Source organism: Myxococcus stipitatus DSM 14675 (assembly GCF_000331735.1).
In the GTDB taxonomy this organism is placed as follows: Bacteria; Myxococcota; Myxococcia; order Myxococcales; family Myxococcaceae; genus Myxococcus; species Myxococcus stipitatus.
Genome location: NC_020126.1, coordinates 7,905,433 through 7,932,210, shown reverse-complemented (window position 1 = coordinate 7,932,210; position 26,778 = coordinate 7,905,433). Strand labels below are relative to the sequence as shown.

The 26,778-nt window shown below is 69.2% G+C and carries 27 protein-coding genes; 18 read left to right on the top strand and 9 right to left on the bottom strand.

The window, feature by feature from the left end; all coding sequences use genetic code 11:
* Positions 1-88: 88 nt before the first annotated feature.
* Complete coding sequence (locus MYSTI_RS30410; RefSeq protein WP_015351655.1) at positions 89-1,198, top strand: oxidoreductase; 1,110 nt, start codon at positions 89-91, stop codon at positions 1,196-1,198.
* A 12-nt stretch (positions 1,199-1,210) separates the two neighbouring features.
* Here MYSTI_RS30410 and MYSTI_RS30405 read toward each other — a convergent pair whose 3' ends face one another.
* On the bottom strand, positions 1,211-1,843 hold the full coding sequence (locus MYSTI_RS30405) for an OmpA family protein (protein WP_015351654.1): 633 nt from the start codon (positions 1,841-1,843) through the stop codon (positions 1,211-1,213).
* Positions 1,844-2,087: 244 nt separating this feature from the next.
* Here MYSTI_RS30405 and MYSTI_RS30400 point away from each other — a divergent pair, with 244 nt between their 5' ends.
* Positions 2,088-3,386 carry a YecA family protein gene (locus tag MYSTI_RS30400; RefSeq protein WP_015351653.1) on the top strand — a complete coding sequence of 433 codons (1,299 nt, stop codon included), beginning with the start codon at positions 2,088-2,090 and terminating at the stop codon, positions 3,384-3,386.
* Positions 3,387-3,721: 335 nt separating this feature from the next.
* Here MYSTI_RS30400 and MYSTI_RS30395 read toward each other — a convergent pair whose 3' ends face one another.
* A complete protein-coding gene (locus MYSTI_RS30395; protein ID WP_233278004.1) occupies positions 3,722-4,363 on the bottom strand; it encodes a TetR/AcrR family transcriptional regulator in 642 nt (213 codons plus the stop codon).
* 147 nt (positions 4,364-4,510) lie between these two features.
* Between MYSTI_RS30395 and MYSTI_RS30390 the strand changes: the two genes are divergently transcribed.
* Positions 4,511-5,743 carry an acetyl-CoA C-acyltransferase gene (locus MYSTI_RS30390; protein ID WP_015351651.1) on the top strand — a complete coding sequence of 411 codons (1,233 nt, stop codon included), beginning with the start codon at positions 4,511-4,513 and terminating at the stop codon, positions 5,741-5,743.
* Positions 5,744-5,796: 53 nt separating this feature from the next.
* Here the strand turns inward: MYSTI_RS30390 and MYSTI_RS30385 are convergent, their stop codons facing one another.
* Positions 5,797-6,384 (bottom strand): SRPBCC family protein, encoded by a 588-nt coding sequence (locus MYSTI_RS30385; protein WP_015351650.1) that lies wholly within the window; start codon positions 6,382-6,384, stop codon positions 5,797-5,799.
* 374 nt (positions 6,385-6,758) lie between these two features.
* Here MYSTI_RS30385 and MYSTI_RS30380 point away from each other — a divergent pair, with 374 nt between their 5' ends.
* Together MYSTI_RS30380 and MYSTI_RS30375 are read left to right on the top strand one after the other, a co-directional pair.
* Positions 6,759-7,187, top strand: coding sequence for a YciI family protein (locus tag MYSTI_RS30380; protein WP_233278003.1), 429 nt, complete (start codon positions 6,759-6,761; stop codon positions 7,185-7,187).
* 46 nt (positions 7,188-7,233) lie between these two features.
* Complete coding sequence (locus MYSTI_RS30375; RefSeq protein WP_015351648.1) at positions 7,234-8,049, top strand: hypothetical protein; 816 nt, start codon at positions 7,234-7,236, stop codon at positions 8,047-8,049.
* A 14-nt stretch (positions 8,050-8,063) separates the two neighbouring features.
* Here MYSTI_RS30375 and MYSTI_RS30370 read toward each other — a convergent pair whose 3' ends face one another.
* A complete protein-coding gene (locus MYSTI_RS30370; protein ID WP_015351647.1) occupies positions 8,064-8,765 on the bottom strand; it encodes a sulfite exporter TauE/SafE family protein in 702 nt (233 codons plus the stop codon).
* A 48-nt stretch (positions 8,766-8,813) separates the two neighbouring features.
* Here MYSTI_RS30370 and MYSTI_RS30365 point away from each other — a divergent pair, with 48 nt between their 5' ends.
* The 8 genes from MYSTI_RS30365 to MYSTI_RS43965 all read left to right on the top strand — a co-directional run bounded on the left by MYSTI_RS30365 (position 8,814) and on the right by MYSTI_RS43965 (position 17,669).
* Positions 8,814-11,282: a heavy metal translocating P-type ATPase gene (locus MYSTI_RS30365; protein ID WP_015351646.1), complete on the top strand. Its 2,469-nt coding sequence runs from the start codon at positions 8,814-8,816 to the stop codon at positions 11,280-11,282.
* Entirely contained in the window at positions 11,279-11,473 is a 195-nt protein-coding gene (locus MYSTI_RS30360; protein WP_015351645.1) for a hypothetical protein, read from the top strand. Before MYSTI_RS30365 ends, MYSTI_RS30360 begins: the two co-directional genes overlap by 4 nt.
* 4 nt (positions 11,474-11,477) lie before the next feature.
* On the top strand, positions 11,478-13,838 hold the full coding sequence (ccoN, locus tag MYSTI_RS30355; RefSeq protein WP_015351644.1) for a cytochrome-c oxidase, cbb3-type subunit I: 2,361 nt from the start codon (positions 11,478-11,480) through the stop codon (positions 13,836-13,838).
* The gene (locus tag MYSTI_RS30350; RefSeq protein WP_015351643.1) at positions 13,838-14,017 is read left to right on the top strand and encodes a cbb3-type cytochrome oxidase subunit 3; all 180 of its coding nucleotides are present in this window, start codon (positions 13,838-13,840) and stop codon (positions 14,015-14,017) included. Before ccoN ends, MYSTI_RS30350 begins: the two co-directional genes overlap by 1 nt.
* Positions 14,010-14,561 (top strand): cbb3-type cytochrome c oxidase N-terminal domain-containing protein, encoded by a 552-nt coding sequence (locus MYSTI_RS30345; RefSeq protein ID WP_015351642.1) that lies wholly within the window; start codon positions 14,010-14,012, stop codon positions 14,559-14,561. The genes MYSTI_RS30350 and MYSTI_RS30345 overlap by 8 nt, the downstream gene beginning before the upstream one ends.
* Before the next feature lie 18 nt (positions 14,562-14,579).
* On the top strand, positions 14,580-15,998 hold the full coding sequence (gene ccoG, locus MYSTI_RS30340) for a cytochrome c oxidase accessory protein CcoG (protein ID WP_015351641.1): 1,419 nt from the start codon (positions 14,580-14,582) through the stop codon (positions 15,996-15,998).
* 119 nt (positions 15,999-16,117) lie between these two features.
* Positions 16,118-17,488, top strand: coding sequence for an oxygen-independent coproporphyrinogen III oxidase (hemN, locus tag MYSTI_RS30335; RefSeq protein ID WP_015351640.1), 1,371 nt, complete (start codon positions 16,118-16,120; stop codon positions 17,486-17,488).
* Between the two features lie 37 nt (positions 17,489-17,525).
* Complete coding sequence (locus MYSTI_RS43965) at positions 17,526-17,669, top strand: hypothetical protein (RefSeq protein WP_169558679.1); 144 nt, start codon at positions 17,526-17,528, stop codon at positions 17,667-17,669.
* 78 nt (positions 17,670-17,747) lie between these two features.
* On the opposite strand, the gene MYSTI_RS30330 is transcribed toward MYSTI_RS43965, so the two are convergent.
* The 5 genes from MYSTI_RS30330 to MYSTI_RS30310 all read right to left on the bottom strand — a co-directional run bounded on the left by MYSTI_RS30330 (position 17,748) and on the right by MYSTI_RS30310 (position 21,916).
* Positions 17,748-18,518, bottom strand: coding sequence for a proline and serine-rich protein 1 family protein (locus MYSTI_RS30330; protein WP_015351639.1), 771 nt, complete (start codon positions 18,516-18,518; stop codon positions 17,748-17,750).
* Between the two features lie 118 nt (positions 18,519-18,636).
* Complete coding sequence (locus MYSTI_RS30325) at positions 18,637-19,245, bottom strand: 2,3-bisphosphoglycerate-dependent phosphoglycerate mutase (protein WP_015351638.1); 609 nt, start codon at positions 19,243-19,245, stop codon at positions 18,637-18,639.
* Positions 19,246-19,335: 90 nt separating this feature from the next.
* A complete protein-coding gene (locus tag MYSTI_RS30320; RefSeq protein WP_015351637.1) occupies positions 19,336-20,049 on the bottom strand; it encodes an iron-containing redox enzyme family protein in 714 nt (237 codons plus the stop codon).
* Positions 20,019-20,945 (bottom strand): GNAT family N-acetyltransferase, encoded by a 927-nt coding sequence (locus MYSTI_RS30315; RefSeq protein WP_015351636.1) that lies wholly within the window; start codon positions 20,943-20,945, stop codon positions 20,019-20,021. The genes MYSTI_RS30320 and MYSTI_RS30315 overlap by 31 nt, the downstream gene beginning before the upstream one ends.
* On the bottom strand, positions 20,942-21,916 hold the full coding sequence (locus MYSTI_RS30310) for a DUF3419 family protein (RefSeq protein ID WP_015351635.1): 975 nt from the start codon (positions 21,914-21,916) through the stop codon (positions 20,942-20,944). The genes MYSTI_RS30315 and MYSTI_RS30310 overlap by 4 nt, the downstream gene beginning before the upstream one ends.
* Before the next feature lie 86 nt (positions 21,917-22,002).
* Here MYSTI_RS30310 and MYSTI_RS30305 point away from each other — a divergent pair, with 86 nt between their 5' ends.
* From MYSTI_RS30305 to MYSTI_RS30285, 5 genes are all read left to right on the top strand, one after another.
* Positions 22,003-22,938: a fatty acid desaturase family protein gene (locus MYSTI_RS30305; RefSeq protein WP_015351634.1), complete on the top strand. Its 936-nt coding sequence runs from the start codon at positions 22,003-22,005 to the stop codon at positions 22,936-22,938.
* Positions 22,931-23,809 (top strand): phosphatase PAP2 family protein, encoded by an 879-nt coding sequence (locus MYSTI_RS30300; RefSeq protein WP_015351633.1) that lies wholly within the window; start codon positions 22,931-22,933, stop codon positions 23,807-23,809. Before MYSTI_RS30305 ends, MYSTI_RS30300 begins: the two co-directional genes overlap by 8 nt.
* 110 nt (positions 23,810-23,919) lie before the next feature.
* Positions 23,920-24,303, top strand: coding sequence for a hypothetical protein (locus MYSTI_RS30295; protein ID WP_015351632.1), 384 nt, complete (start codon positions 23,920-23,922; stop codon positions 24,301-24,303).
* Between the two features lie 267 nt (positions 24,304-24,570).
* Entirely contained in the window at positions 24,571-25,152 is a 582-nt protein-coding gene (locus MYSTI_RS30290; protein WP_169558678.1) for a DUF1579 family protein, read from the top strand.
* Positions 25,153-25,431: 279 nt separating this feature from the next.
* Positions 25,432-26,778 (top strand): AHH domain-containing protein, encoded by a 1,347-nt coding sequence (locus MYSTI_RS30285; protein WP_015351630.1) that lies wholly within the window; start codon positions 25,432-25,434, stop codon positions 26,776-26,778.

The following is a 26,778-nucleotide window of genomic DNA, read 5'->3' as shown; positions in this document are numbered from 1 at the left end:
TCTGTCAGAGGTGCCCCCGGCGGCGATGCCACCCGCAGTACCTCCTCGGGCGGGTGGCATCGTTCTTTTTGTGCTCCAATCCCGGCCCATGGCTCCTTCCGAGACGCTCCGCGTCGCCTTGCTGGGCTATGGGTTCGCGGGCAAGTCCTTCCACGCTCCGCTGCTGCGCACCGTGGACGGGCTGTCGCTGCGGCTGGTCGCGTCCAGCCGACCGGAGGCCGTCCACGTGGACCTGCCGGGAGTGGCTGTGATTGCGTCGGCGCTCGAGGCGGCCACGCATCCGGACGTGGACGTGGTGGTCGTGGCGACGCCGAATGAGACCCACGCCTCGCTCGCGGAGGCGGCGCTTCGGGCCGGCAAGCACGTGGTGGTCGACAAGCCTTTCACGGTGACGTTGGCGCAGGCGCGGGGACTGGCCTTGCTCGCGAAGACGCAGGGGCGGGTGCTCTCGGTGTTCCAGAACCGGCGCTGGGACAGTGACTTCCTCGCGCTCGAGGCCCTGCTCGCGCGGGGGGCACTGGGGCGGGTCACGCATGTCGAGTCGCGGTTCGACCGCTTCCGTCCGGAGGTCCGCTCGCGTTGGCGTGAGCAGCCCGTTCCCGGCGCGGGAATCTGGTTCGACCTGGGGCCTCACCTCGTGGACCAGGCGCTGCAACTGTTCGGCGTGCCCGACACAGTGGTGGCGTTGCTGTCGGCGAATCGGGAGGGCTCGGCCATCGAGGACTGGAGCCAGGTGACGCTGGTGTATCCGCGCCGGTACGTCGTGCTCCAGGCGTCGATGCTTGTCGCGGGCGGGCTGCCGCGCTTCGCGGTCCACGGGACGCGCGGCTCCTGGCTGAAGCATGGGATGGATGCGCAGGAGCGTCGGCTCGTCGCGGGAGAGCTCCCAGGCGCCGAGGACTGGGGCGAGGACCCTTCTCCGGGGCGACTGCTCACGGGGGCGGCGGGAGAGTCCTTGGTGACGGAGGCGCCGCGAGGGGACTATCGCCGGTTCTACGCGGGTGTTCGGGACGCGGTGCGAGGTCTTGCACGCAACCCGGTGACACCCGCGCAGGCGGTGGCGGTGTCCTCGGTGCTGGAGGCCGCGCTCGAGTCCGCGCGTCGAGGATGTGCCCGTGAGCCGGACCTCACCCCCGAGGAGCGCCGTGCCTTCCTGGCGGACACGGACGTGACGGAGGCCGGCTCACCGGGGCCGTGAAGCAGGGATGCGTCAGAACTGTCCCGTCAGGCCCAGCGCGCTGCCCTTCGTGTCGACGGAGACCGCCGGGAGGATGCTCACCGTGCTGTCCGAGGAGCGTGAGGGCAGGTTCGACGTGTGTGACAGCTCATAGCCGATGAGGGAGCCGAGCATGGAGAAGGCCGGCACGAGGAGGAACAGGGTGTCTTCGACCTTCTTCTCGGGGCGCAGCTGAGCGGTCAGCACGGCGACGCCTCCTCCCGCGAGGGCTCCCAGCAAGACGCCCTCCGGGGCGCCTTTGCCCTTCGCGATCTTCCCGCCCAGCATGACGCCGAACGGTGCTCCGACCGCGGCGCCCAGGAGGAACCCTCGCTGCCAGTCCGCGTACTTCTGGAGCTTGGGGGGTGACAGCTCGTCGTCGGGCTGGGACGCGGCGATGAGCAGTCCCGCGAATCCGGTGCCCATCGCGGTCGCCCACATCATTCCGGCCTCGGCCGCGACGCGACCCACCTTCCGTCCACCGCTCTCTCCGGGAGGAGCGTCCAGGCGCGGTAGGGGCTCGAGCGGGGGCGGTGCTTCGGACGCGAGCCCCGCTCCGGGAAGCGCGAGGACACAGCCGAGAGCCACGAACCGATTCCAGGTCGACAGGTGCTTGAGGGAGTTCATGCCGCGGGCCTTTTGCAAGGGAGTTGCCTGATGGACGTCCTCGGGAGTCCGCGGGGGAGGGGCGCGCGAACGTGAAGTCGCGTGCTCGAGCGTCACGCGAATGTGCACGCCGTTGCACGGTACGTGTGAACCGGGTGGTTTCCGAGCGACACCCGGAGGCATGGGGCCCCCCAGCGCGGGTCTCGCCTGCTAGGTTGCGCCCACGATTTCACCGCTCGCCAGGCGAGCCGAGAGGCCACTCCCCTTGAGTCAGAAGAAACCCGGACGCAACGACCCGTGCCCCTGCGGCAGCGGCAAGAAGTACAAGGTGTGCCACGCCGCCCAGGACCGCGCGAGCGCGCCGCCTCCGAGTGTCCCTGTCCATCGCCCCCAGGAGGCGTCCTTCCTGGCGACCAAGGGGCGGCAGCGGCAGGCCGACGGGAGCTATCCGATGTTCGCGCTGGAGCGGTTCGGTCAGCTCCTCGCGGAGTGGGGGCCGGAGCCGAGGCTGCGGTTCAAGTCGGACGCCTTCGACGCGTTCGTGAACACGCAGCTGGCGCGCCTGACGGACGAGGAGGCCACGGACGCCGCGAGCATGTATCAGGCGTTGTTCAAGGGATGGATGCGGGAGCTGGGCGCGGAGCAGGCGGGCATCTTCCTGACGGGCCTGGCGCTGGAGACGCTCAACCGATCACAGAAGCCGGGGCAGTCGCGCGAGGACCAGGGTGTTCTGGGGGCGGTCTCCCGGCTGTCGCTCAAGGCGAACCGGCCGAAGGGCCTCCGGTTGGAGGACCACCCCATCATCAAGGTGGTGTTCGACGTGCAGTTCCGCGAGTGGCGGGCGCGGCACAAGGAGTGGCTGGAGAAGCACGAGGCGCTGCTCGATGAGTCCTCGATGACCGAGCAGGCGCGCGAGGCGCTCAAGCAGGCGCGCGAGGGGAACGTGGATGCGCTCCTGAACTTCGTGAAGGAGGACCCGGAGCTGGCCGAGCGCATCGCGCGTGAGGCCAAGGAGCGCGCGGGCCGCGTCGAGGCGAAGCTGCGCGAGGCGTCCACGCCGCCGGTGTTCGCGCCGGAGGAGGAGCTCTGGCTCACGTGTGTCCTGTGGGAGCCGATGCAGGCGCTCAAGGGCCTGCCGCCGGGCTCCGAGCCCACGGTGCGCAGGGAAGCGGTGACGGCGCTCCTGCGCGGCGTGAAGGGCGCGCTCGACGAGGACTTCCTCGCGGGGATGTTGGGGCGCATGCGTGAGAAGGCCCAGGACGCATCGTTGGATGAGGCGCTGCGCGCCTGGTACACGGACGCGTCGATTGCGTTCGAGGCCGAGCCCGCGCGCATGGCGCTGGCCGCGTTGCTGACGGCGCGGCAGGAGGCGGCGGGGCGCTCGGCGGAGGAGATGGTGGCGCTCGCGGACCTGAAGGCGCTGACCACCTGGACGCCGGAGGGCTTCGAGCCCTACCGGACGCTGCTGCTCCAGATGGGACTGCCCGCCTCGGCCGAGCGCATCGCGCGGTGCCAGGAGTGGCTGAAAACCCATCCGGTGGCGCTGCGCGCAGCAGCGGAGTGAGCAGGGCCGCGCGCCGGGCGCAGGGCCCGGCGTCAGCGGCGAGGAACGTCCGCGGTGGTGCTGCTTGCTGAAGAAGCGTGAGCAAGGCCGCCTCGGTTGAGCGCCTGGCCCAGGGCCCGGAGTGGCTACACATCCATCCGGTGGCGCTTCGCGCAGCAGGGCTGCGCGTCGGGCGGCCGGGTGTCCGGGGCGAGGAACGTTGCGGCAGCGGTGCTGCTTGCCGAAGCGGAGTGCGCAGTCCCGCGCCAGCGGGCACGAGGCGCGGCGTCAGCGGAGGGGATTGTCCATGCGACGGTTCTGCCTGCCGCGCCAGGGGATGCCGCCGACCACTGACATCACTTCGCCGCGCCGCCCTTGTCTCCGTCCGCTGGCTCAGACGTGGTCGCCGCGAGCACCGCGACCCTCCGAGCCGCCTTGAGCAGCTCGTCGGACAGCGGCGTGCCGGCGGTCGCCTTCGCCAGCGTCAACGTCCCGATGCACAGCGCATAGGTCGCCAGCGCACGCTCCCTCGCGCTGGCCCGCTCGTCCGAGGGGAGATGCGCGGCGAAGTTCTCCGCCGTCAGGTCCAGCTCCTTCGCCAGCGCCAGCTTCAGCTCCGCCTCTCCGCGCACCACGTCGGACAGCACGGCGGGAAGGGGACACGCGGGCACCTCCGCGTCCCGGTGCGTGCGCGAGAGATAGCGCCGCACCATGTGGCTCAGCCACTCCTCGCCCCGCAGGTCCTCGAGCCCCTGCGGCCAGTCCACCCGCTGACGGCTCATGATTCGCCGGAGCGACTCGACGAGCAGCGCCTGCTTCGAGCTGAAGTGCGCATAGAAGCCGCCCACCGTGAGGCCCGCGGCGCGCATCACCGTCTCGACGCTGGCCCCCAGGAACCCCTTCTGACGGAACAGCCCTCCCGCCGCCTCCAGGATTCGCTCGTGGGTCGACTGCTTCTGCTCCGGGGGATGCGGCACCTGGGTCTCACCTCGTGTCACACAATAATACACATCATCGCGCCGAACATCGCCTTTCCTCAAGGGGCGCCCGGACGCACGCTCCCTTCGAATTGCGACCGTATTATGCTCATCATATGGTTGTGGCCAGGGCGTGCATGGCGCCGCCCGTGACTGGAGGGAGCGTCGATGGATGCCTACATCGTGGATGCGGTGCGTACCCCGCGGGCCCGGGCCAAGCCTGGAAAGGGGGCCCTCAGCGGGCTCCACCCGCAGGAGCTGATGGCCCAGACGTTGAAACAGCTCCCGCTGCGCACGGGCATCGACGTGGCGGACGTGGATGACGTCGTGGTCGGCGTCGTCTCGCAACTCGAGGCCCAGGGCGCCAACCTCGCGCGCAACGCGGTCCTCGCCGCGGGCTGGCCCATCGGCATCCCCGGCTTCAGCCTCAACCGCTTCTGTGGCTCGGGGCTCCAGTCCCTCTCACTGGCGGCCATGGGCGTGGCGTCCGGCGCACAGCGGCTGGTCATCGCGGGAGGCGTCGAGCAGATGAGCCGCTACGGCCTCAATGCCGACGGCGGCGGCACGGACGGCGGCAACGTCGACCTGCGTGAGCGCTTCTTCCAGGTCCCCCAGGGCATCTCCTCGGACCTCATCGCGACCCTGGAGGGCTTCACGCGGCAGGAGCTGGATGCGTGGGGCCTGCGCTCGCAGCAGCTCGCGGTGCTCGCCCAGAAGGAGGGTCGGTTCGCCAAGAGCTTGTTCCCCGTGACGAACCCGCACACGGGAGAGGTGCTGCTCACCGCGGATGACTCTCCGCGCGCGGACACGACGGCGGAGAAGCTGGCCGCGCTGGCGCCCGCCTTCGTACAGCTGGGGGCGCGTGCCGAAGGGCCTCGGGGTGAGACGTTGGATGAGCTCGCGCTGCGGGCCTATCCCCGGGCGGGCGTGGTGCGCCACCTGCACACGGCGGGCACCGCGAGTGGCATCGCGGACGGCGCGGGCGCCGTGCTGGTGGCGTCGCGGGAGTACCTGCGGGCGCATGGCTTGAAGGCGCGTGCTCGCGTGAGGGCCGTGTCCGCCGTGGGCAGTGACCCGGTGCTGATGTTGACCGGGCCGGCGCTGGCCGCGCGCAAGGCGCTGGATGCCGCGGGGCTGAAGACGCGCGACATCGACCTCTGGGAAATCAACGAAGCGTTCGCGGCCGTGGTGCTACAGACGGCGCGGGCGTTGGAGCTGGACCTGGACCGCGTCAACGTCAACGGAGGTGCCATCGCCCTGGGACATCCCCTGGGCGCGACGGGGAGCATCCTCGTGGGGACCGCCTTGGATGAGCTCGAGCGGCGGGGCCAGTCGCTGGCGCTGGTGACGTTGTGCACCAGTGGAGGCCAGGCGGTGGCGGCGGTGCTCGAGCGCCAGTGAGCCGAGGTGGCCGAACAGCATGTGCATCATCATGGGGCTCTCGGGGGGGAGCTTCAGTGCGCGGGCGCGAGGCGGTTGCGCTCCGCCTGCGCGGACTGGGTGGCCTTGCGGGCCTCCTCGCGCGCGACCGTGTCCAGGTCCTCCAGGCCCTTCTCCAACTGCGTGCCCACGAAGGACTCCATGAAGCCGAAGCCCATCATGGCCTTCCCCATGAAGGTGTTCGGCCCCGACATGCTCCAGGTGACCTGGGTGGTGTTGCCGCTCGCGGCGAGGACGAACTCGGCCTGGTTCACGGCGGCGAAGGGCTCGATGAACTCGAGGCGGATGGTGATGCGCTCGCCGGGCTTGCTGTCGACGATGGTCATCCGGCCCGCGCCGATGTTCTTGTTCCCCTTCCACGCGTAGCCCGCGCCCACGCCCTCCTCGGCGCCTTCATAGGTGCGCTCCATGTTGGGGTCGACCTTCTCGTACGGCGACCACTGGGGCCACTTCGAGAAGTTGTTGATGAGTCCGTGCACGACTTCCGGCGAGGCCTGGATGGGCCGCGTGCGGGAGATGTGGAACGAATCAGGGCGCGTGGCGATGAAGACAATCAAGCCGGCGATGAGCACGACGACAGCGGAACCAATGCGCTTGGCCATGTGAGTCTCTCCTTGTGAGAAGCGTCGGGAATAGGGGAGTCGGCCGGGTCTCCGGAGGACTCCGCCGCGGGTTTGGATCCCGCCTTCAATGCGGCGACGAAATGGCCGTGGGGCGATCGACATGACCCCTGTTTTTCCCCTCTCCGGCCTCGCAACCCATGGAAATAATTGAGGATTGTCCCTCGGGGAAAATGCCCGGATAAATCCGGCGCGGACGGGGTCGGACCTCGGGGAGCGCAGGTCGTATAGCGGCTGCGAGGGTGCGCAAGAGAGGCGTGTCGAACCTCGTGTGTCTCGTTCGTCGCGAGGCTGGAGCCACGATGGATTTCACGTGGATGGCGTCGGGTGTGTGGCTCTGGAACCCATGAGGAGACATGACGATGCGATTCATGCTGCTGCTGAAGGCCAGCCGGGACACCGAATCAGAGCTGTGGCCGAGCGAGGCCCTCGTCAGGGAGATGGACCGCTACAATGACGAGCTGGTGCGAGCAGGCGTGCTCCTGGATGCGGCGGGCCTTCACCCCAGCGCGTCCGGTGCACGCATCGATTTCTCACAAGGCAAGCGCACGGTGACACACGGGCCGTTCTCGGAAACGCAGCAACTGATTGCTGGATTCTGGATGATTCAGGTGCGCTCCTTGGAGGAGGCGCTGGAGTGGGGGCGGCGCTGGCTGCACCCGCAAGGGGGCTCCGACTCCCAGATCGAGCTGCGCCAGGTGTTCGAGCCGAGGGATGCGCTGGTGGCGGAGGAAGCGCCCCTGGTGCAGGACTTGTGGTTGCAGGCGGGTCGCTCGCGCTCGTGAGGGGAACGTGGTCCACTGCCGCTGAACGCGGAAGCGAGGTGGACACGTGAAGGTCGTCGCGCTCGTGGAAGCGCCGCCGGACATGCAAGCGGCGGCGGTGGCCTTGGCCTCGGTGATGGGGATGGCTCCCGCGGAGGCTCGGATGCGGCTGGCGCCGGAGCCGCCCGCGCTGTTGGCCCGGCTCGCCCCCGAGGCCGCGGAGGCGCTGGTGGAGAAGCTCCGGGGCCTGGGGCTCTCGGTGCTGGCGGTGGATGAGCGGGGCCTGGGCGCGGACTGGTTGATGGCGCGCCGGGTGACGCTGGGAGATGCGTCGGCGGTCTTCACGTCGCGCGCCGGTGAGTCGCTGGAGCTGCCCTGGAGCGACGTGGTCGCGGTGCTGCGAGCCGCCAGCTCCGTGCGCACGCGCAGCGAGCACAAGGAGGCGCCCAGCAAGCTGGACACCGCCAAGGCGTACGGGCTCGCCATCGCGTCACACGGGCTGCTGTTGCCGCGCACGGGCCCGAAGACGGTGAAGCAGGAGACCGAGGAGACGTCTCAAGTCATCTACGTCTTCTCCCGCGATGGCCGGAGCGCGCTGCTGGGGGAGCACGGGATGGACTTCTCGTGCCTCGGCGCGGAGATGCAGCCCTCGCGAATCGCGAACATGACGAAGCTGATGGGGATGTTGTGCGTCCGCGCGCCCGGTGCGTTTCATGACGAGCGCCTGCTCCGCCTGGGTCGGCGTCCGCTGCCCTTCGTCGTCGGAGACTCCACGCAGCTGTCGGCGGGGGATGTCTCCGTCCGGCGCGTGAGCACGGTGCAGGGGATGGATGTGCTCGCGGAGGTGATGCGCCAGGCGGTGCTCCAAGGCCTGTTGGAGTGAGTGCCACGGGGACGTCAGTGGCACGACCCTGATGTCTCCACCGCGCGGACGGCGAGCACGACGGCCGCTGTCAGGGGCATGGCCCGCTTCAGGAGGAAGTGCGAGAGGCGAGGCCGCTTGCTCCACAAGCCCCACTGGAGCTGAGCGACGAACAGCGCGGGGAGCCCGCCCACGGCGAACGCTCCCATCACCAGCGCGCCCCCCGCGAACGAGCCACTGGCGAGCGCCACGGCGAACACGCCGTAGAGCAGACCGCAGGGGAGCAGGGGCGTCACCGCACCCATTGCGCCCGCGCGAACCGTCCACGAAAACTTTGCGCTCCACCGCGACAGCCCGCGAGCCAGCCGCGCGAGCCCCGGGAGGGGAGGCAGGCGCTTTCCCAGGTCCAGGGCCGATGCCACGAGTGCGGCGATCATCAACCAGGGGAGATAGGGCCGCGTGGAGACAGCGAGCGCGCGTGCGACGCCACCGCCCAGCGCGCCCAGCAGGCCCCCCACGAGTGCATACGCGCCCAGCCGCGCGCCTTGATAGGCGAGCAGGGCCCGCCGTCTGTCGGCGCCGGGTATCGACGGGAGGCTGGCGCACGCGAGCGGCCCACACATGAGGAAGCAGTGCACGCTGCCCGTGAGCCCCACGGTGAGTGCGCCCACGGCCGCCGTGAGCAGCGTGGGCGTGGGCACCAGTGAAGCGAGTAGGGCGGGGACGTCGATGGACATGCACGGCTCCATCGCAACAGGCATGCCGTTCGCAAGGTGGCGGCTTGCATGCCTGACTCCGCGCAAAGCCGGCCCGACGAGGCCCCCTGCCTTCACTGTGGCAGCCGCGTGCCGGAAGGCGCGGCCTCGCGCGAGTTCTGCTGCGCGGGCTGCGAGGCGGTCCACGGCCTGCTCGTCTCGCAGGGGCTGACCCGCTACTACGACCTCGCGACGGGAGGAACGGCGCCCGCGGCGGAGCCTGCTCGAGGTCGTGGGCTCGCGTGGCTGGAGCCGCTCGTCGCGCGCGCGGAGTCGGCGCCGGGAGCGCTGTGTTCGCTGGAGCTCGACGTCCAGGGCATCCACTGCGCCGCCTGCGTCTGGTTGATGAATGAGCTGTTTCGTCGCCAGCCCGGAGGCGCGGGGCTGACGGTGGACCCGGCGCTGGGCAAGGCGCGCATGCAGTGGAGGCGTGGCGCGTTCGACGTGAGCGGGTACCTGCGCGCGGTGGAGGCGTTCGGCTATCTCTTCGGCCCCAGCCGCAAGCGCCCCGCGCCCGCGAGCCTGGACCTGCCCATCCGCCTGGGCATCTGCGTGGCGCTCTCGATGAACGTGATGTTGTTCTCGGTGAGCTTCTACGTGGGGCTCGCGCCGGAGGATGGAGACGTCTTCGGGCTCTTCACCTGGCTGAGCCTGGGGCTGTCCACGCTCGTGGTGGCGGTGGGCGGGTGGCCGTTCTTCCGCTCGGCGTGGCAGGGGCTCCGGCGTGGAGTGCCGCACCTGGACCTGCCCATCGCGCTGGGCATCCTGATGGTGTTCGGCACGTCGCTGGTCCAGGCCCGGAGCGGGCGAGGGGACCTGGCGTACTTCGACACGCTCAACACCTTCGTCACGTTGATGCTGGTGGGCCGCTGGCTTCAGCAGCGGGTGCTGGAGCGCAACCGGCGATTCCTCCTCGAGGACGATGGCGCGGAGGGCCTCTTCGTCCGCCGGCAGACCGGTGCGCGGCTGGACACGGTGCGGGTGTCGCAGGTGGCGCAAGGGGACCTGCTGGTCATCGCTCCGGGAGACCTGGTGCCGGTGGAGGCGGAGCTGCTCGATGGGCATGCGCGCGTCTCCACGGACTGGATGACCGGCGAGCCCGACGAGCGCGAAGTCCTGGCGGGAGAGGTGCTGCCCGCGGGGGCCTTCAACGCGGGCCGCGAGGCGGTGCGAGCACTCGCGCGACAGTCCTTCCAGGACTCGCCGCTGGTGGCGTTGCTGCGCCGTCCTCCGGAAGGCGGCGCGGGCCGAGGCGCGGGGCATACGCGCTTCTGGGAGTCCGTGTCGCGGCGCTGGGTGGTGACGGTGCTCGCGGTCTCCGCGCTGGGGCTGGTGCTGTGGTGGCCGTCGGGGCCCGACAAGGCGCTCGAGGTGGCGGTGGCGCTGCTGGTGGTGACGTGTCCGTGCGCCATCGGGATTGCCACGCCGCTGGCGTACGAGCTGGTGCAGGCGCGGCTCCGGCGCGAGGGCTTCTTCATCCGGGCGACGGACCTGCTGGACCGGCTGCCTCGTGTGCGGCGGGTGCTGTTCGACAAGACGGGGACGCTGACGCTCGGGCGGATGGAGCTCGTGGACCGCGCGGGCCTGGAGTCGCTCGGTGGAGAAGCGCGCGAGGTCGCCTTCAACCTGGCCGCGCGGAGCAACCACCCCGTGAGCCGCTGTCTCGCGGAGGCACTCTCGCGGCAGGGGGCCCGCTTCGACGCGGACGCACGTGTGACGGAGCACCCGGGCCATGGGATGGAGTGGGTGCGCGGCGGTGTGTGCTGGCGGCTGGGGCGCGCGGACTGGCGCATGCGCGTGGAGGCAACGACTCCCACCGAGGCGGTCTCGACTCCCGAGCGTGCCGCCGCCGACGGGCTTCGCGGCACCGTGCTCTTCCGCGACGGAGCCCCTGTCGCCGCGTTCCCGGTGCGGGAGGCCCTGCGTCCGGATGCCCGGCGCGAGGTCCTGGCGCTCCAGGCGGAGGGCCATGAGGTGTGGCTCATCTCGGGGGACGCACCCGCGCGGGTGCAGGCGCTGGCCTCCTCGCTCGACGTGCCGGCGGGGCGGGCCCTGGGGGGCCTGCGGCCCGAGGAGAAGGCCTTCGCCGTCTCGCGCCTGGGCGCGGCGGACACGCTCTATCTGGGGGATGGCGTCAACGACAGCCTCGCCTTCGAGCGGGCGCTGTGCGCGGGGACGCCCGCCATCGACCGGCCGGTGATGCCGGGCAAGAGCGACTTCTTCCTGGTGGGCGAGGGACTCTCCTCGCTGCGCGAGGCCCTGCGGCTGTCCCGACACCTTCATCAGGTGGTGCGGCGGCTGCTGCACCTGGCCATCGGCTACAACACCGTGGCCGTCGCCGTGTGCCTCGCGGGGTGGATGACGCCGCTGCGTGCCGCGGTGGCGATGCCCGCCATCAGCCTGGCCACGGTCCTCTTCACCGTGTGGAGCCTGTCCGAGCCTCGGGCGCCGCACGGGGATTCGACACCGGTGGGGCGACCCACGGAGGTGCCCGCATGAACGTGCTCGTGCTCCAGGTCTTCGTGAGCCTGATGCTCGTGGCCAGCTCGGTGCTGCTGTTCGTCTACAGCATGCGGCACCGGGACCATGAGCAGGCCGACCGGCTCTCGCTCTTTCCGCTCGAGGACGACAGCGCCCCTTCCGTGGCGCGGTCCGACGGGCCGTCGTCGCCTTCGACTTCTCAGGAGTGACTCCGTGCAACAACAGCGAATCGTCTACGACGACACCACGGTCCGCCGCTTCGTCTTCGCGGCCGTCGTCTTCGGCATCGTGGGAATGGCGGTGGGAGCGTTGGTGGCAAGCCAGCTCGCGTGGTGGCAAGCCAACCTCGGCATCCCCTATCTGACGTACTCCCGGCTTCGTCCCCTGCACACCAACGCGGTCATCTTCGCGTTCGTGGGCAACATGATGTTCGCGGGCATCTACTACTCCACGCAGCGCCTGTTGAAGGTGCGCATGGCGTCGGACCTGCTCTCGAACATCCACTTCTGGGGCTGGCAGCTCATCATCGTCGCGGCGGTGGTGACGTTGCCGTTGGGCATCACCACCTCCAAGGAGTACGCGGAGCTGGAGTGGCCCATCGACCTGGCCATCACCGTCATCTGGGTGGTGTTCGCCATCAACTTCTTCTGGACGCTGGCGAAGCGCAACGAGAAGAACCTCTACGTCGCCATCTGGTTCTACATCGCGACCATCGTCACGGTGGCGGTGCTGCACATCGTCAACAGCCTGGCGCTGCCGCTGGATGGCTTCAAGAGCTACTCGGTCTTCTCGGGTGTGCAGGACGCGCTGGTGCAGTGGTGGTACGGCCACAACGCCGTCGCCTTCTTCCTCACCACGCCCATCCTGGGCATCATGTATTACTTCCTGCCCAAGGCGGCGGAGCGGCCGGTGTATTCGTACCGGCTGTCCATCATCCACTTCTGGGCCCTGGTCTTCATCTACATCTGGGCGGGTCCTCACCACCTGCTCTACACGGCGCTGCCGGACTGGGCGCAGTCGTTGGGCATGGTGTTCAGCGTCATGCTGTGGGCGCCGTCCTGGGGCGGCATGCTCAACGGCCTGCTCACGCTGAAGGGCGCGTGGCACAAGCTGCGCGAGGACCCCGTCCTCAAGTTCCTCATCGCGGGCGTGACGTTCTACGGCATGGCCACCTTCGAGGGGCCGCTGTTGTCCATCAAGGCGGTGAGCGCGCTGGGGCACTACACCGACTGGATTGTGGGCCACGTACACGGCGGCGCGCTGGGCTGGAACGGCTTCATGGCGGCCGGCATGTTCTACTGGCTGGTGCCCAGGCTGTACGGCACGAAGCTGCACTCGACGCGAGCCGCGGACGCGCACTTCTGGCTGGGGACGGTGGGCATCCTCCTCTACATCGTGTCCATGTGGATCAGCGGCATCAACCAGGGGTTGATGTGGCAGGCCACGAACGCGGACGGGACGCTGCTCTACCCGAACTTCGTGGAGACGCTGCTGGCCATCCGGCCCATGTACATCGTCCGCTTCGTCGGCGGCTCCATGTACCTGGTGGGCTTCTGCATGATGGCGTGGAACCTCTGGAAGACGGCGCGCTCGGGCAAGGCCGTCGACGGGGAGACGACGGTGGTGGTGGAGGAAGCCGCCGCTCCGGTGCCCGTGCCCGGCAGGCCCGTGCCGGGCTGGGTGCAGGTCGTCACCGGCCGTCCGCTGGTGTTCGCCATCGCCATCCTCACGGTGACGATGTTCCTGGGCTGGGCGAAGCCGGTGCGCGCGCTGGTGTTGATGGGCGCCATCGTCGCCTTGGGTGAGTTCGCGTGGATTGTCACGCGCAAGGACCGCGAGGCGGGCAAGCCGTCGTGGTTCGCGCTCATCGAGGGCCGTCCCCTGGCCTTCACCGTGCTCACGCTCATCGCCATCCTCATCGGCGGCGTGGCGGAGTTGCTGCCCACCATCCTCATCCAGCAGGCGGTGCCCGCGCACGGCGAGGCGCAGAAGCCGTACTCCCCGCTGGAGCTCCAGGGCCGAGACCTCTACGTGCGAGAGGGTTGCTACACGTGCCACTCGCAGATGATCCGACCCTTCGTGGCGGAGACGCAGCGCTACGGCGACGTGTCCCGCGCGGAGGAGTTCATCTACGACCACCCGTTCCAGTGGGGCAGCAAGCGCACCGGACCGGACCTGCACCGCGTGGGCGGGCGCTATCCGAACCTCTGGCACTACACGCACATGATGGACCCGCGGGCCACGAGCCCCGGCTCGAACATGCCGCCCTATCCGTGGCTGGCGGCGAACCGCATCCGCGCGAAGGACGCGCCGAAGAAGCTGACGCTGATGCAGAAGCTGGGCGTGCCGTACTCCAACGACGACGTGGACTCGGCGGAGGCGCGGCAGAAGACGCAGGGCGAGGCCATCGCCGCGGACCTGGCGCAGCAAGGGGTGAAGGTGGCGTGGGACTCGGAGATGGTGGCGCTGATTGCCTATCTCCAGCGCCTGGGCCGAGGGCCGCAGGACGTCCCCCCGCCGTCGAACGTCGCACCCACCGCGTCCGCGGCGGGCGTCGAGGGAGGGAGCCGCTGATGTACAAGCAATTCTACCAGGGGATGACGCTGGAGGAGCTGCCGCTCTTCGCGCTGGTCTTGTTCGTCGCCGTCTTCCTGGGCGTCTGCGCGTGGCTGTTCGGAGCGCGCAGGAGCCAGGACTACGACGGCCTCTCGCGGATGCCTTTGTCGGAGCGCGGGGAGGGTGGCCATGAGTAGCGACAAGCCGCTGATTCATCACATCTATGACGGCATCGAGGAGCACGACAACAACCTGCCCAACTGGTGGCTGTTCCTCCTCTGGACGACGCTCGTCTTCGGGGCGGGCTACTGGTTCTGGTACCACGTCGCGGAGCTGAGCCCGGGACAGCTGGGCGAATACGCGGCCGAGTCCGCCGAGCATGCCCAGCGCATGGCCAGCAACACGCCCGCGTCGGATGAGCTGCTGCTGAAGCTGGTGAAGGACCCGACGTCCCTCGACAGCGGCAAGGCCGTGTTCCAGGCCAACTGCGCCGCCTGCCATGGCGCGCAGGGGCAGGGCCTCATCGGCCCCAACCTGACGGACGGCTTCTGGCTGCACGGCGCGGCGCCCATGGCCATCCACAAGGTGGTGGCCGACGGCGCGGTGGCCAAGGGCATGCCCGCGTGGGAGCGGACGCTGGGCGCGGAGCGGGTGAAGGCCGTCACCGCGTATGTGCTGACGCTCAAGGGGACGAACGCGCCGGGCGGGAAGGCTCCGCAGGGAGAGGCCGAGAAGCCGTAAGGCTCCGAGGACCCGCTCATGGCGACCGCTCCCCATCAAGAAGGCCCGCCGCGCATCGACCAGCTCGGCTCCATCAACGCGGATGGCTCGCGGCGGGCGATTCATCCCTCGGATGTCCGGGGACGCTTCATCACCTGGCGACGGGTGGCGTTCGCGGTGCTCATCGCCCTCTACGTCGCGCTGCCCCTGGTGCAGGTGGGCGGGCGCCCCGCGATTCACCTGGACGTGGAGGCCCGCCGCTTCTTCCTCTTCGGCGCCACGTACAACGCGCAGGACTTCTGGCGGGTGCTCTTCCTGCTTACCGCCACGGGGTTCGGCCTGTTGTTCATCACCGCCTGGCTGGGGCGCGTGTGGTGTGGCTGGGCCTGTCCCCAGACGGTGTTCCTGGAGGGCGTCTATCGCCCGCTGGAGCGCTTCTTCGACGGGCCTCGAGAGCGCCGGCTCCGGCTGGAGGGCGCGCCGTGGACGCCGGGCCGGGTGGCTCGCGCGGTGGCGAAGCATGGGGCGTACGTGGGCGTGTCGCTGCTCATCGCGCACGCCGCGCTCAGCCTCTTCGTGTCCGCGGGAGGGCTGGTGTCCATGGTGGCCGGAGGGCCTGGGGCGTCTCCGGTGGCCTTCACCTGGGCCATGGCGGTCTCGGGCGCGCTGTACTTCAACTTCGCGTGGTTCCGTGAGCAGCTCTGCGTGGTGGTGTGCCCGTATGGGCGGCTCCAGTCGGCCATGCAGGACGACCACTCGCTCATCGTCGGCTACGACGTGCGGCGCGGAGAGCCTCGGGGCCGGCTGTTGAAGGCGCTCCCGAAGGAAGCCCCCGCGCGGGGCGACTGCGTGGACTGCCGCAAGTGTGTCACCGCGTGCCCCACGGGCATCGACATCCGCAATGGCTTGCAGATGGAGTGTCTGGCGTGTGCGCAGTGCATCGACGCGTGTGACGAGGTGATGGACCGGGTGGGCCGTCCGCGCGGGCTCATCCGCTACGACTCGCTCAACGGCCTGGCGGGCAAGCCTCGCCGGATGTGGCGCCCTCGGCTGGCGCTGTATGGCGCGCTGCTCCTGGCCTCCGTGGTGGGCCTGGTGTGGAGCCTCGCGAAGCGGGTCCCGTTCGAGGCGAACCTGCTGCGCTTCCAGGGCATGCCCTATCTCGTGGAGGAAGGACGGGTGCGCAATCAGTTCGAGCTGCACCTGGTGAACAAGAACCCCGAGCCCTCCACGTTCACCCTCACCGTGCAGGCCCCGGCCTCCGTGCAGGCGGTCATCCCTCAAGCCGAGGTGCGGCTCGCCTCGCTGGAGGACTTCCGGGTGCCGCTGTTCATCCTCGCGCCACAGGGGGAGACGGAGGTGCCCTTCACCTTCATCGTCGAGGTGACGGACTCCGCGTCGCGTGAGGTGAAGCGGATGGAGGCCCGCTTCCTCGGCCCTCCGTCCCCGGGCCGCTGACTTCTTGGGGGCCCGCGAAAGTGATGCGGGCCCTGGTGGGCGCCTCGCAGAATCTGCGCGGGCTGGGGCGTGGCCGAGGCGGGGCGCGTGGCACGCGGCTTGGAGTGGCTGGGGGCGACATGGAAACACTTCCAGGGGTCCCCCGTCCCTCGCCGGAGCTGCTGAGCCGGTATGACGTCTCCGGGCCTCGCTACACGAGCTACCCCACCGCGCCGGAGTGGCGCCGGGACTTCGGCCCCGAATCGCTGGACGAGCGACTGCGGAGCGCGGGGGCGCGCGAGCCCTCGGAGCCTCTCTCGCTCTATGTCCACCTGCCGTTCTGCCACAGCCTCTGCTGGTACTGCGGCTGCAACGTGGTCATCAGCAAGGACTCCAGCGCGGCGGACCGGTACCTGGACCACCTGGTGATGGAGCTGGACCTGGTGGCGGAACGGCTGGGGTCTCGGCGGCGGCTCTCCCAGATTCACTGGGGCGGAGGCACCCCGACGTTCCTCACGGAGCCGCAGCTCGAGCGGCTCTGGACGGAGCTCACGCGGCGCTTCACGCCGATGCCCGACGCGGAGGTGGCCATCGAGGTCCATCCCTCCGTGACGACCGGGGAGCAGCTCTCGCTGCTGCGCGCGCTGGGCTTCAACCGGCTGTCCATGGGGTTGCAGGACTTCGACTCGCGCGTGCAGGAGGCGACGAACCGGCTCCAGACGCCCGAGCGGACCCGGAGCCTGCTGGAGCATGCGCGCGCGCTGGGCTTCACGGGCGTGAACTTCGACCTCATCTACGGCCTGCCGTATCAGGAGCCTCGGAGCTGGGCTCGGACGCTGAAGACCGTGCTGGAGATGCGGCCGGACCGGCTCGCCGTCTACTCGTTCGCGTTCATGCCGGAGGTGCTCAAGCACCAGCGGCGGATGCCGGCCGACGCGATTCCTGGCGCCTCCGTGAAGCTGGAACTCTTCCGCGCGGCGGCGTCCGCCTTCGTGGGCGCGGGCTATCAGCCCATCGGCATGGACCACTTCGCTGTGCCGGAGGATGAGCTGGCCCGCGCACTGTCGGAGCGGCGCCTGGGGCGCAACTTCCAGGGCTACACGGTGAAGGCGGCCTCGGACGTGGTGGCGCTGGGCAGCACGGGCATCAGCGACGTGGACGGGGCCTATGCGCAGAACGTCCGCCCGCTGCCCGCCTACTACGAGCGGATTTCGCAGGGGCGGCTCGCCACGGAGCGCGGCCTGCTGCTCACGGAGGATGACCGGAGGCGCCGGGGTGTCATCACCCAGCTCATGTGCAATGCCTGGGTGGACCTGGGCGAAGACAGCCTCCGCGACTTCGCGCCCGAGCTGGAGCGGCTGCGCCCGTTCGAGGAGGACGGGCTGCTCGTCCGCTCGGGGACGCAGCTCGAGCTGACGGCCCTGGGGAAGCTCTTCGTTCGCAACGTGGCGATGGTGTTCGACGCGCGCCTCGCGAAGGCCGAGCGACCGCGCTTCTCGCGGACCGTGTAGCGCCGGGGAAGACACCTGGCTCGACAAGGACGGGGCGATGGCGAGGACGCTGGGGCTTGCCTCCGACCCGCTGCCGTATGCCTTCGCGCTCGATGAACACGGCCAGGTGCTGGCCGCCGTACACGGCAGCGTGGACTCGGCGGAAGGGCACGCCTTGTTGGTTGTGCTCGCGAAGCCGTGAGGCGCGAGCGCTGGAAACACAACGGGCGTCGCGGGGGTGGCCGCGACGCCCGGGTGCTTCCATCCGTGTCTTCTGTCTTCAGCGCTGCGACAGGACTTCCTGGGCGCGCTTCTTGTCGCTGGAGAACTTGAAGAGGTTGATGAGGATGAAGTGGTTCTCCGGGTCGATGATGCGCGGCTTGAGGGCGCGCAGCGCGTTCAGCTTGTCATTGGTGAACGGGAAGCGCTCCAGCAACGCGGCGACCTGCGAGCACAGGAAGTTGTTGTTGTGGATGCCCGCGTAGAGGACGCGGAGCTTGTCGTCGTTGAAGTTCTCACGGGCGATGGCGTCATCGAGCTTCCCGAAGGCGTTCTGCGACATCGGGCGGATGACCGGCTCGCGCGGCGGCGGGGGCGGCTGCGGACGCGGCATCACCGTGGCGAGCAGGGGCGCCTCGGAGACCTGACGCATCAGGGTGTTCAGGGTCTCCTGCGCGCGACGCAGCCGGGTGCGGGTGTTGCGGTCCGCGCGCTCGTCCAGGTACTCGAGCAGCTCCTCCATCCGCTCCAGGCGCTCGGTCAGCTCCTCGCGGCTGAGGACCACCAGCGTGCCCGTGTGGTTCGGCGGGTAGGGGTAGTTCGGGCCGGAGCCCGGCTCGTAGCCCGGGTAGTTCGGCATCGGGCGGCCCGGCGGGGGAGCGCGGAACTTCGCGGCGTCGGCGCCCTCGGCGGTCATCTCGCTCTTCTGCGCGGCCTCGGTCTCGGTCGTCGCCGCGGTGGGGGCGGGAGCCCGGAGCTTGTCCGCGTTGTTGTCTTGCGCGAGGGAGGGAGCGGCGGTCAGCAGGGCGACTGCGAGGGCGAGGGCCTTCATGGGGGAGCGTCCTTGGTTTCGTGTACTCGACACATCAGACGGCGGGTGCCTCATGGCATTCAATCCCGCCACGAACAAGGGCCCCCCCTGTCGCTCCCTCGGGGCGCTCCTCGCTGTCTCAAGGCGTGAGAGTCTGTTTGGACAGCACGGCTGTATCGGCGGACAGCTCGTAGAGGAGGGGGACCCCGGTCGCCAGCTCCAGCCCCACCACCTGCTCCCCGGAGAGCCGGTCCAGCTTCATCACCAGGGAGCGATTCGAGTTCCCATGGGCCACGACGAGGACGTTCTTCCCCAGGCGGATGTCGCCGCTGATGGCCCGGTCGTAGAAGGGCAGCACGCGCTGGGCGGTCATCTCCAGGGACTCGCCATTCGGGGGGCGGACGTCGTAGGAGCGCCGCCAGAGCTTCACCTGCTCGTCGCCGAAGCGCTGGGCCGCATCCGCCTTGTTGAGCCCCTGGAGGTCGCCGTAGCCGCGCTCGTTGAGGGCGGCATCCCGGATGATGGGCGGGTGCTGGCGCAGGGCCTTGAGGATGATGTCGAGCGTCTCCTGCGCGCGGATGAGCGCGGACGTATAGGCGACGTCGAACGTGAGGCCCTGGAGCGCCCGCGCGGCGAGCCGCGCCTCTTCTCGGCCTTTGTCGGTGAGGGGCACGTCCACGAGGCCCGTGAAGCGGTTCTCGTGGTTCCACAGCGACTGACCATGACGGACGAGTGCGAGGAGGGGCATGGAGAGGGTGCTAGCCCAAGCCGGGCGCCACGGCCAGCCGGGGCGGGGCTGACCTGGCGGGCGCGTGGGGCGAAGTGCGCGGAAGAGCACTCAACCCAGGCGGCGTCGCCGGGCGCGGTACAGGTCCTCGTAGAGGCCGAGGAAGAGGTGCCCGCCGAGCACGAGCCCCTGCTCGATGTCCCGCGCGGTGGTGGCGGACGCTTCATAGGGGGCGTCGAGCTGGCGGTAGAACCCGTCCGCGTGCTCCTCGTCGAGCGTCGCGTGGGTGGGGTAGTGCGTCACCTGGTCCGCGGCGAGCCAGCCCCGGGCGACGATGCCGCGCCCCAGCTCCAGCGAGATGCCGCTGAACAGGTCCTCGATGATGCCGAACACGGCCAGGGCGGTGTGGGTCGGCTCGAAGCTCGCGATGCCGGTCAGCGCGGCGTTGAACTTGCGGACCTCCGGCCAGAAGGCGTCGTCGTGGATGTGCTCCACGGAGGCGCCGAGCCGCTCCAGGAGCACCAGGAAGGTCTGCTCGTGGCCGTGCGCGAGTGTGCCTCGGCCGTGCTCGTCGAAGACGTTCTCCACCAAGGGCAGGCGAAGCTCGGGCCGAGGCAGCCTGCTGGCGAGCAGGGCCATGGGCCGCGAGAAGTGCGCCACGGCGGAGAAGAACTGGCGCTGGGTCTCGATGAAGTCGGTGCGCTCGAACGTGCCGTCGCGCAGCGCGCGCAGGTAGGTGGAGGACTCGCTGGCGCTCCACTCGGCCTTCAGGGTGGCGATGTGTCCGCGCAGCTTCAGATTTCGGAAGAGGGAAGGTGCACCCATGCGGGGGTACCCTTAAGTCGGGTGAGGTCGAGAGAATAGACGGTGCACGCGGCGTCCGGGGGCAGGCCCACGGCTTGTAGCCATGCGACATGGTCCGCAAGCAGTTCGTCGATGGCGAAGCAGGCGAGCGACTCAGGGTGGTGGAGGGTGAGCTCCTGGCCGCAGGTGCGCAGGTAGTGTCCCCAGCCGTGGGTCCACGCGGAGGGCGGCGCCGCGAGGTGGACCAGGGGCCAGGGCTTCTGGGTGGAGCGGAGCTGGAGGTCCTTGCTGCCGGAGGTGGTGCACCACCCCGCGCCGTCGAGCCGCCGGTCCGGGGCGGGGCCGAGCACGAGCCCTTCTCCCCGCACGGGCTTGGGCGCGAGGGTGAGGTCGAGGGCGGCGAGGCGGGCCGGGGGCACGAAGTAGAGCGCGAGGCGGCTCTGGGGCCGGCCCATGCGCAGGGGATTCCAGCCGCGCACCGTGTGCATGACGTCGCCGCGTGCGCCGCGCATGGCGGCTCCGTAGAAGAACCGGGTGCCTCGCAGGGCGGGGATGCGGAACAGGTGGGTGAGCCCCTGGAGGATGAGCCTTCGGGCGAGCCCCGTTCCTCGCGCGTGGGGGGCCACCTTGAGGTCGCAGATGTAGAGCGCCTGGGCGGAGCGGGTGCCGCGGAAGACCTGCCGCGAGACACCCGTCACCGAGCCCAGCAGCTCTTCTCCGCGCAGGGCGAGGAGGAAGTACGCCTCTCCCATGGAGGAGAAGAACGGGTGGTAGTGGGGCCCGTGGTCGATGAAGAAGTGGTCGGCGCCGTCGGCGATGGGGTACTCGATTCCGCGCTCGAGCAGCCGGAGCCGCTCGACGTACGGGCCGAGCGTGTCGGGCCGGAGGACCACGTAGCGCACGCTGGGCGTGTTCATGCGGGAGTGGGCCGCCGGAAGCCGACCTCGATGCGCTCGTAGAACAGGCTGCGGTCCTGGGCCTGGAGCCGGGTGCCCAGCGCGTCGTCGAACTCGAAGGCGGGGCTGAAGAAGCGCCGCAGGTCGCGCTGGTTGTTGAGCTGGCGCATCAGCACGGCGCAGCCGGGGCGGGCTTCTCGCGACAACAGCGCGGCCCATTCAGCGACGAGGGTGTCATCCGACCAGTCGAAGATGTTGGACAGGGAGATGACGTCGAAGCGGCCCAGGCCGGGCACGTCGGGCAGCGAGCCTTGGATGAGCTGGAAGGGGCGCACGCTCGTGGCGCGCAGATACCCGGGACAGTCCTCGGGCAGGTAGGCGCCGAGCAACACGTGTTGCAGATAGGGATTGCGGTGGGCGTCGTCACGGCGCAGGCCGCGCTCGAAGGTGGCCTGGAAGTAGCGTGGGTAGGAGCCGGGGGCCGCGTGTTGCGTGGCGGCGGGTCCGAACATGGCGTGGAGGAACGGGTCCGCGAACGCGAGCTGGAAGGCCACGGGCCAGTAGGCGGAGGCGAACCAGGGGGTGCACAGGGTGTCCCGCTCGGAAGGGGACGTGGTGGGGTCGAAGAAGCGCTGGAGCTCCGAGGCTGGGGCCACGAACTCCTCGATGAAGTGGCGCAGGGTGCGGAAGAGTCCCTCGAACTCTCCGCGCTGATTCAGGCCCGTGGGCGCCGCCGCCTGGATGTTGAGGTGTTCGGGCGACGCGGTGCCGAGGCTCGCGGCCTTCTCTCGCACGTGGTCGAGTTGTCGCGGGTTGAAGTCGAAGCCGACGAGCTCCACCGAGGGGTTCTCGTGCGCGAGCGTGAGGAGCGTGCAGCCACCCGAGGCGACGGTGAGGAGGGCTCGGGCCCGGGTTCGTTCGATGAGAATCTGCTCGAGCCTGGGGTCCTCGCGGACGACGGCGAACTTCAAGCGGAAGGTCGAGGTGCTCAAGGGGCGAGGTGGCTCCGGCGAAGGAGTGGATTCTAGGGCATGATTCGGTTTGCCGAAAACGACGGCGCCCCTTCCTTCGACAGTCCATGCCGATGCTGCCCTTCTCCCTTTCTTCCGAGAACCTACGAGAGCTCGAGCGGGTGGACGCGCGCCACCTTCCACGGCTGGGGGCGTTCGTGCTGCTCCTGGGTGTGTCGGTCTGGGGGGCGGTGCTGCTGTCGCGAGAAGAGTCCTCGCCGTGGGGATGGAGCGCCCGCGTGGTGCTCTACGTCCTCTCGGCGGCTTCGTTGCACGGCATCAGCCTGTTCACCCACGAGGCGGTTCATGGCGGGTTGTCATCGCGCCCGTGGCTGAACCGGTTGGGCGGCATGTTGTGCGCGTGGCCCGTGCTGCAGAACTTCGCGGCCTACAAGGTCTTGCACCTGCGGCACCATCGCGACCTGGGGGGAGGCTTGGACCCGGACCACTACGCCAACTACACGGGGCGGCGGTGGCTGGAGCTGTTGATGCACGTGGGGCGGTTGCTCTTGGGGTATCCCGCGTACATCACGATGATTCCCATCCTGGGATGGAAGCACGGCACGGCATCCGAGAAGCGGTGGATGGGCTGCGAGGTGGCGATGGTCATCGCGGGCTGCGTGCTCGCGGGGGTCTTCGTTCCGTGGCAGGTGTTGCTGCATGGCTGGCTCATCCCGATGGTCATCATCAACACGATGGTGAACATCCGAGGGATGAGTCAGCACACGTTCCTGGCGGATGCGGACCACCCCGTCCGAGGGACCCGGACCATCCTCACCAACCCGGTGACGCGGTTCTTCATGTGCAATGAGAACTACCACCTGGAGCACCACCTGTACCCGCGAGTGCCCTGGTACAACCTGCCGGCGCTGCACGGTGCGCTCCGGGCGGAGCTGGTGTCGCAGGGGGCGCCCTTCATTCCATCGTATGCCTCGTTCGTCTGGGGCGTCGTCAGTGGAGGGCTGATGCGAGAGGCTCGGCGGAGCCGTCCCGCGGATGTCTGAGCGTCCGTATCTCCATGAGGTGTTGCTGGCGGCGCTGGGGGTGATGCTGTCGGGAGTGCTCCTGTTCGAGACGGGGGCGTCGGCGGGGTCGTTCCGGATGCTCGGGGCGACGGGACTGTTCATCCTGACGGTGGCGGTGCTCGCGCGGCTGGATGGCTGGGCACAGGTCTTCCGGGTGCGGCTGCTCCTGGCGTATGTCGCGACGTTCTTCTTCTATGCGTCGGTGAAGGACGCGGTTCCCGCGCTGGGGCTCGGGACGTGGGATGCGTGGCTGTTCGGTGTGGACGCGCGAGTCTTCGGTGGGACGACGCCCGCGGTCTGGCTTCAGCGCTGGAGTGTGCCGTGGGTGAACGAGGTGTTCAGCGCGGCGTATCTCTCGTTCCACGTGTATCTGCACCTGGCGATGCTCTGGGCGGTGGTGGGGCCTCGTGAGAAGGCGGAGGCGTTCTTCGGTCAGGTCTTCTCGGCGTATGTGCCGGGAATCGTGGGCTACTACCTGGTCCCGGCCATGGGGCCGGTGGCGGCGTATCCCGAGCTGTTCACGGTGCCCATCGAGGGTGGGTGGGTGACGCGGCTGAATGCGCTGGTGGTGGAGAGCGGCTCGTCGACCTACGACGCGTTCCCGAGCCTGCATGTGTTCATCACCCTGGTGCTGCTGGGGCATGACGCGCGTGCGAATCCCCGGAGGTTCCGGTGGATGGTGCCGGTGGCGGTGCTGCTGTGCGTGTCGACGTTGGTGCTGCGCTACCACTACGCGGTGGACCTGCTCGCGGGCGGGGTGTGGTTCTTGGGCTTCCGGGCGCTGTATCCGAGGCTGGTTGCTCGCTGGGGGCCGATGCGTCGTGCTGTCACGGTGTCGGCGCCGCGTTGACGAAATGTCGCGCGGTGGAGCGGTGGTGACGGGTGCAACCCCTTGGAATCGCGTGAGGGGAGGGTTGGAACGGCACGTGAAAAGGGACAGGGCCACAGGAGGAATCCGCCATGGCCCGGTGCCGTCCGTCCGTCTCTCGTGCTTCTTCTGCCACCTTCACGTTCCTCGAGCGCAGCGCGGTGGGGGTGCTGCGAAAGGAAGTTCTCGAGCTCATCCTGGACTTCGGTCAGCGCATCCGGGCGGCGGGAGCCACACACATCACGGTGCTGGAGCGAGACCTGCCGGAGCACCTCCGGGGCACGACGTTGGCGAGGCAGGCGAGGGGCTGGATTGTCCTGGTGAGTGATGAGGAGCGCCTCCTCACGTGCTACCGGCGAGGTGATGCGAGTGGTTTCATCCGGCGAAAGCCCAAGCATCGCCTCCACGTCGGGCGGCCGCATCTGAGGGTGCGTCGCCCCCGCGGCGGGCGTTCGGACAGCTATCAGGCGAGATAGCCCGGAGCGAGTCGGGGCTCGGCACGGGGGGCGCCCAGGAATCGGAAGTGCTTCAAGCACGGACGTTTCTGACCGTGAGACACCTGGGGGCTCGATTCGGCGATGTGGGTTGCGTGTTCGGCGACGTGAGTCGCGTGTTCGGCGACGCGAGCGGCGTGTGAGGTGCGCGAGGACTATTCCGGGGACCGCATCCAACAGGGAGCGCGCAACGCCGTGCGTTCCTGGAGCTGAGCACCCATGCGCCCTGCCCCATCTCGAACGCTTCCCGTGAGTCTCTTGTTGCTGGCGGTCTCGGCGATCTCCTGCGCCGCGCATGCGCCAAGCCCGTCTCCGGAGGTTCGGCTTCCCTACGCGGGCAACCCGGCGCCCGCGGAGTTGCAGGTCCTGGCTCCGTGGGTGGGGGAGTGGACGCTCGATATCCAGGTGGCGCCGAACGCCCAGTCCCAGCAGGGCGTTCACTTCACGGGCCAGGCGGTGGGCCAGCAGTTGCTCAACGGGCAGTTCATCCGCGTCGATGGCCAGGCGACGAATGGCTCAACGCGTGAGGAGTATTTCATCCTCTACGGGTATGACACGGGCAGGGCCGTGTACCGCCGGTGGTATTACTCGTCGATTGGACTGGTCAGTGAGTTCGAAGGCCATTGGGATGCGGCTCGTCGGGAGCTGACCTGGAGCCTGCTCAATCCCGCCAGGAACCAGACGGCGACGATTGTGTATGCCGTCACGGCGGACCTGGTGACGACGAACGTGATCTACAAGGACAGCGAAGGAAACGTCGTCAGGAGCGCGGTCAACCGAGCCACCCGGAAGCCGAGGGCTGACGTCAGTCACCACTCGCGCGCGGAGTAGCCAGCACGCCGCGCGACACGGTGGCCTCGGAGTCCTCCTTCACGGGAGCCCCTCGTTGGTGGCGAAGCGTTTGGTGGGGCTTCATGTCGCCTCCACGACAATTGTGAGCAGGGGGGCGAGTCGTCTTCGACTGCTGGCGGGAGTCCCTCACCGTCAGTCGAGGTGGATGCTGCATGGAGAGCCTGCTGCGAAGTCGATGGGCTTCGTGGATTGTCGGTGTGCCCTGCTATTGCCGCGGATGGCCCGTGAGGTTCGCGGGCCCTGCTGGGGGGACACTTCATGTGGGTTCGCTGGGCGCTGCCGCTGCTCTTGCTCGTGACCATCACCGGCTGTGCGACGAGTCGAGTCGTCCGGCTGGAGACCGGGCGTGACTCTTTCGTGGTCACGCCGCGCGAGGAGCCGGGCGCGGAGCCGGATGCGGCCGAACTCGACGACGATGAGTTCGAAGAGAGCATCGTGGAGCTTGCTCGGGACGTGCGTCCATTCCGCAATCCGATGCAGGGGGCGCGAGAGCTCTTCGGTGTGCCATCTCGAAGCGGGGTGTATCGCTATGAGAGCCGTCCACCTCGCCTGACGCCTCTGCGTCGCGCGGACGCGGAGGGGCCTCACCTGTTGGAGTCCTATGCGGACGATGAGTTGACGCGCGCGTACGGTCAGTGGTGCAAACGGAAGGACCAGCCGGGCGACTGCCTGCGGCTGCTGGAGGAGGGGCCGTTGCTGGCCAGCGACGGCAAGTACACGGTGGCGTTTGCCATTGCGATGGATTCGGTGTGGGAGGAGACGGCCGAGGCGCTGGAGGACATGGCGGACCCTGGAGCGGTCATGGCCACGGTGACCGCCGCCGCGACGATGTACCTCATGCTGTGGGTTCTGCCGGAGCCTGTCTCGAAGGGTGTCGCGGCGACACTGACGGCCCTGGCGATTGCCTACCTGGGGGTGGATACGGTGTGGCGGCTGCTGGACGGGTGGCTGACCTTGGTGCGCGAGGTGGAGCGGGCCACGACCTTCGCGCAGCTCAGCGCGGCGGGTGAGGCGTATGGGGAGGTGCTCGGGGAGAACGCGGCGCGTGTCTTCGTGGTGCTGGCGACGGCCGCTGTTGGGAGTACAGCGGGGCTGGTCGCGAAGGCAGGGCGGCTGCCTGGGTCTGCTCAAGCGGCGCTCGCCGTGGAGTCCCAGGCGGGCATCTCGTTTCCTGCGCTGGCGGGAGTGCGTTCCGTCGCGGTGTCGGCGGAGGGCTTCACCATCGCGCTCGCCCCCAATGCACTGGCGATGGCGGGGCAGGGGATGGGCGGTGGGCACCGCCACCACATCGCCACTAACAAGAACGACATCTCCGCCGCACGCGGTGGACCGTGGTCACCCAGATTCAGGGAGCTGTTCACAAGGGCTGGGATGGAGTTGAAAGACCCCGAAAACATCGTCAGGGTCTCGGGCCACAAGGGGCCGCACCCCGAGCAGTATCACTCCTTTGTCTTTGAGCGCCTGAGAACGGCCTTGGGGACATGTCGCAAGGTGGCGGATTGCCAGAAGGCCCTCCGAGGCGAGCTTCGTACTCTCGCCAAAGAGGCCGTGACCCGAGGAACAGAACTCAACAGCCTTTTGACTCGACGCAAGGGAGCCCGCTAG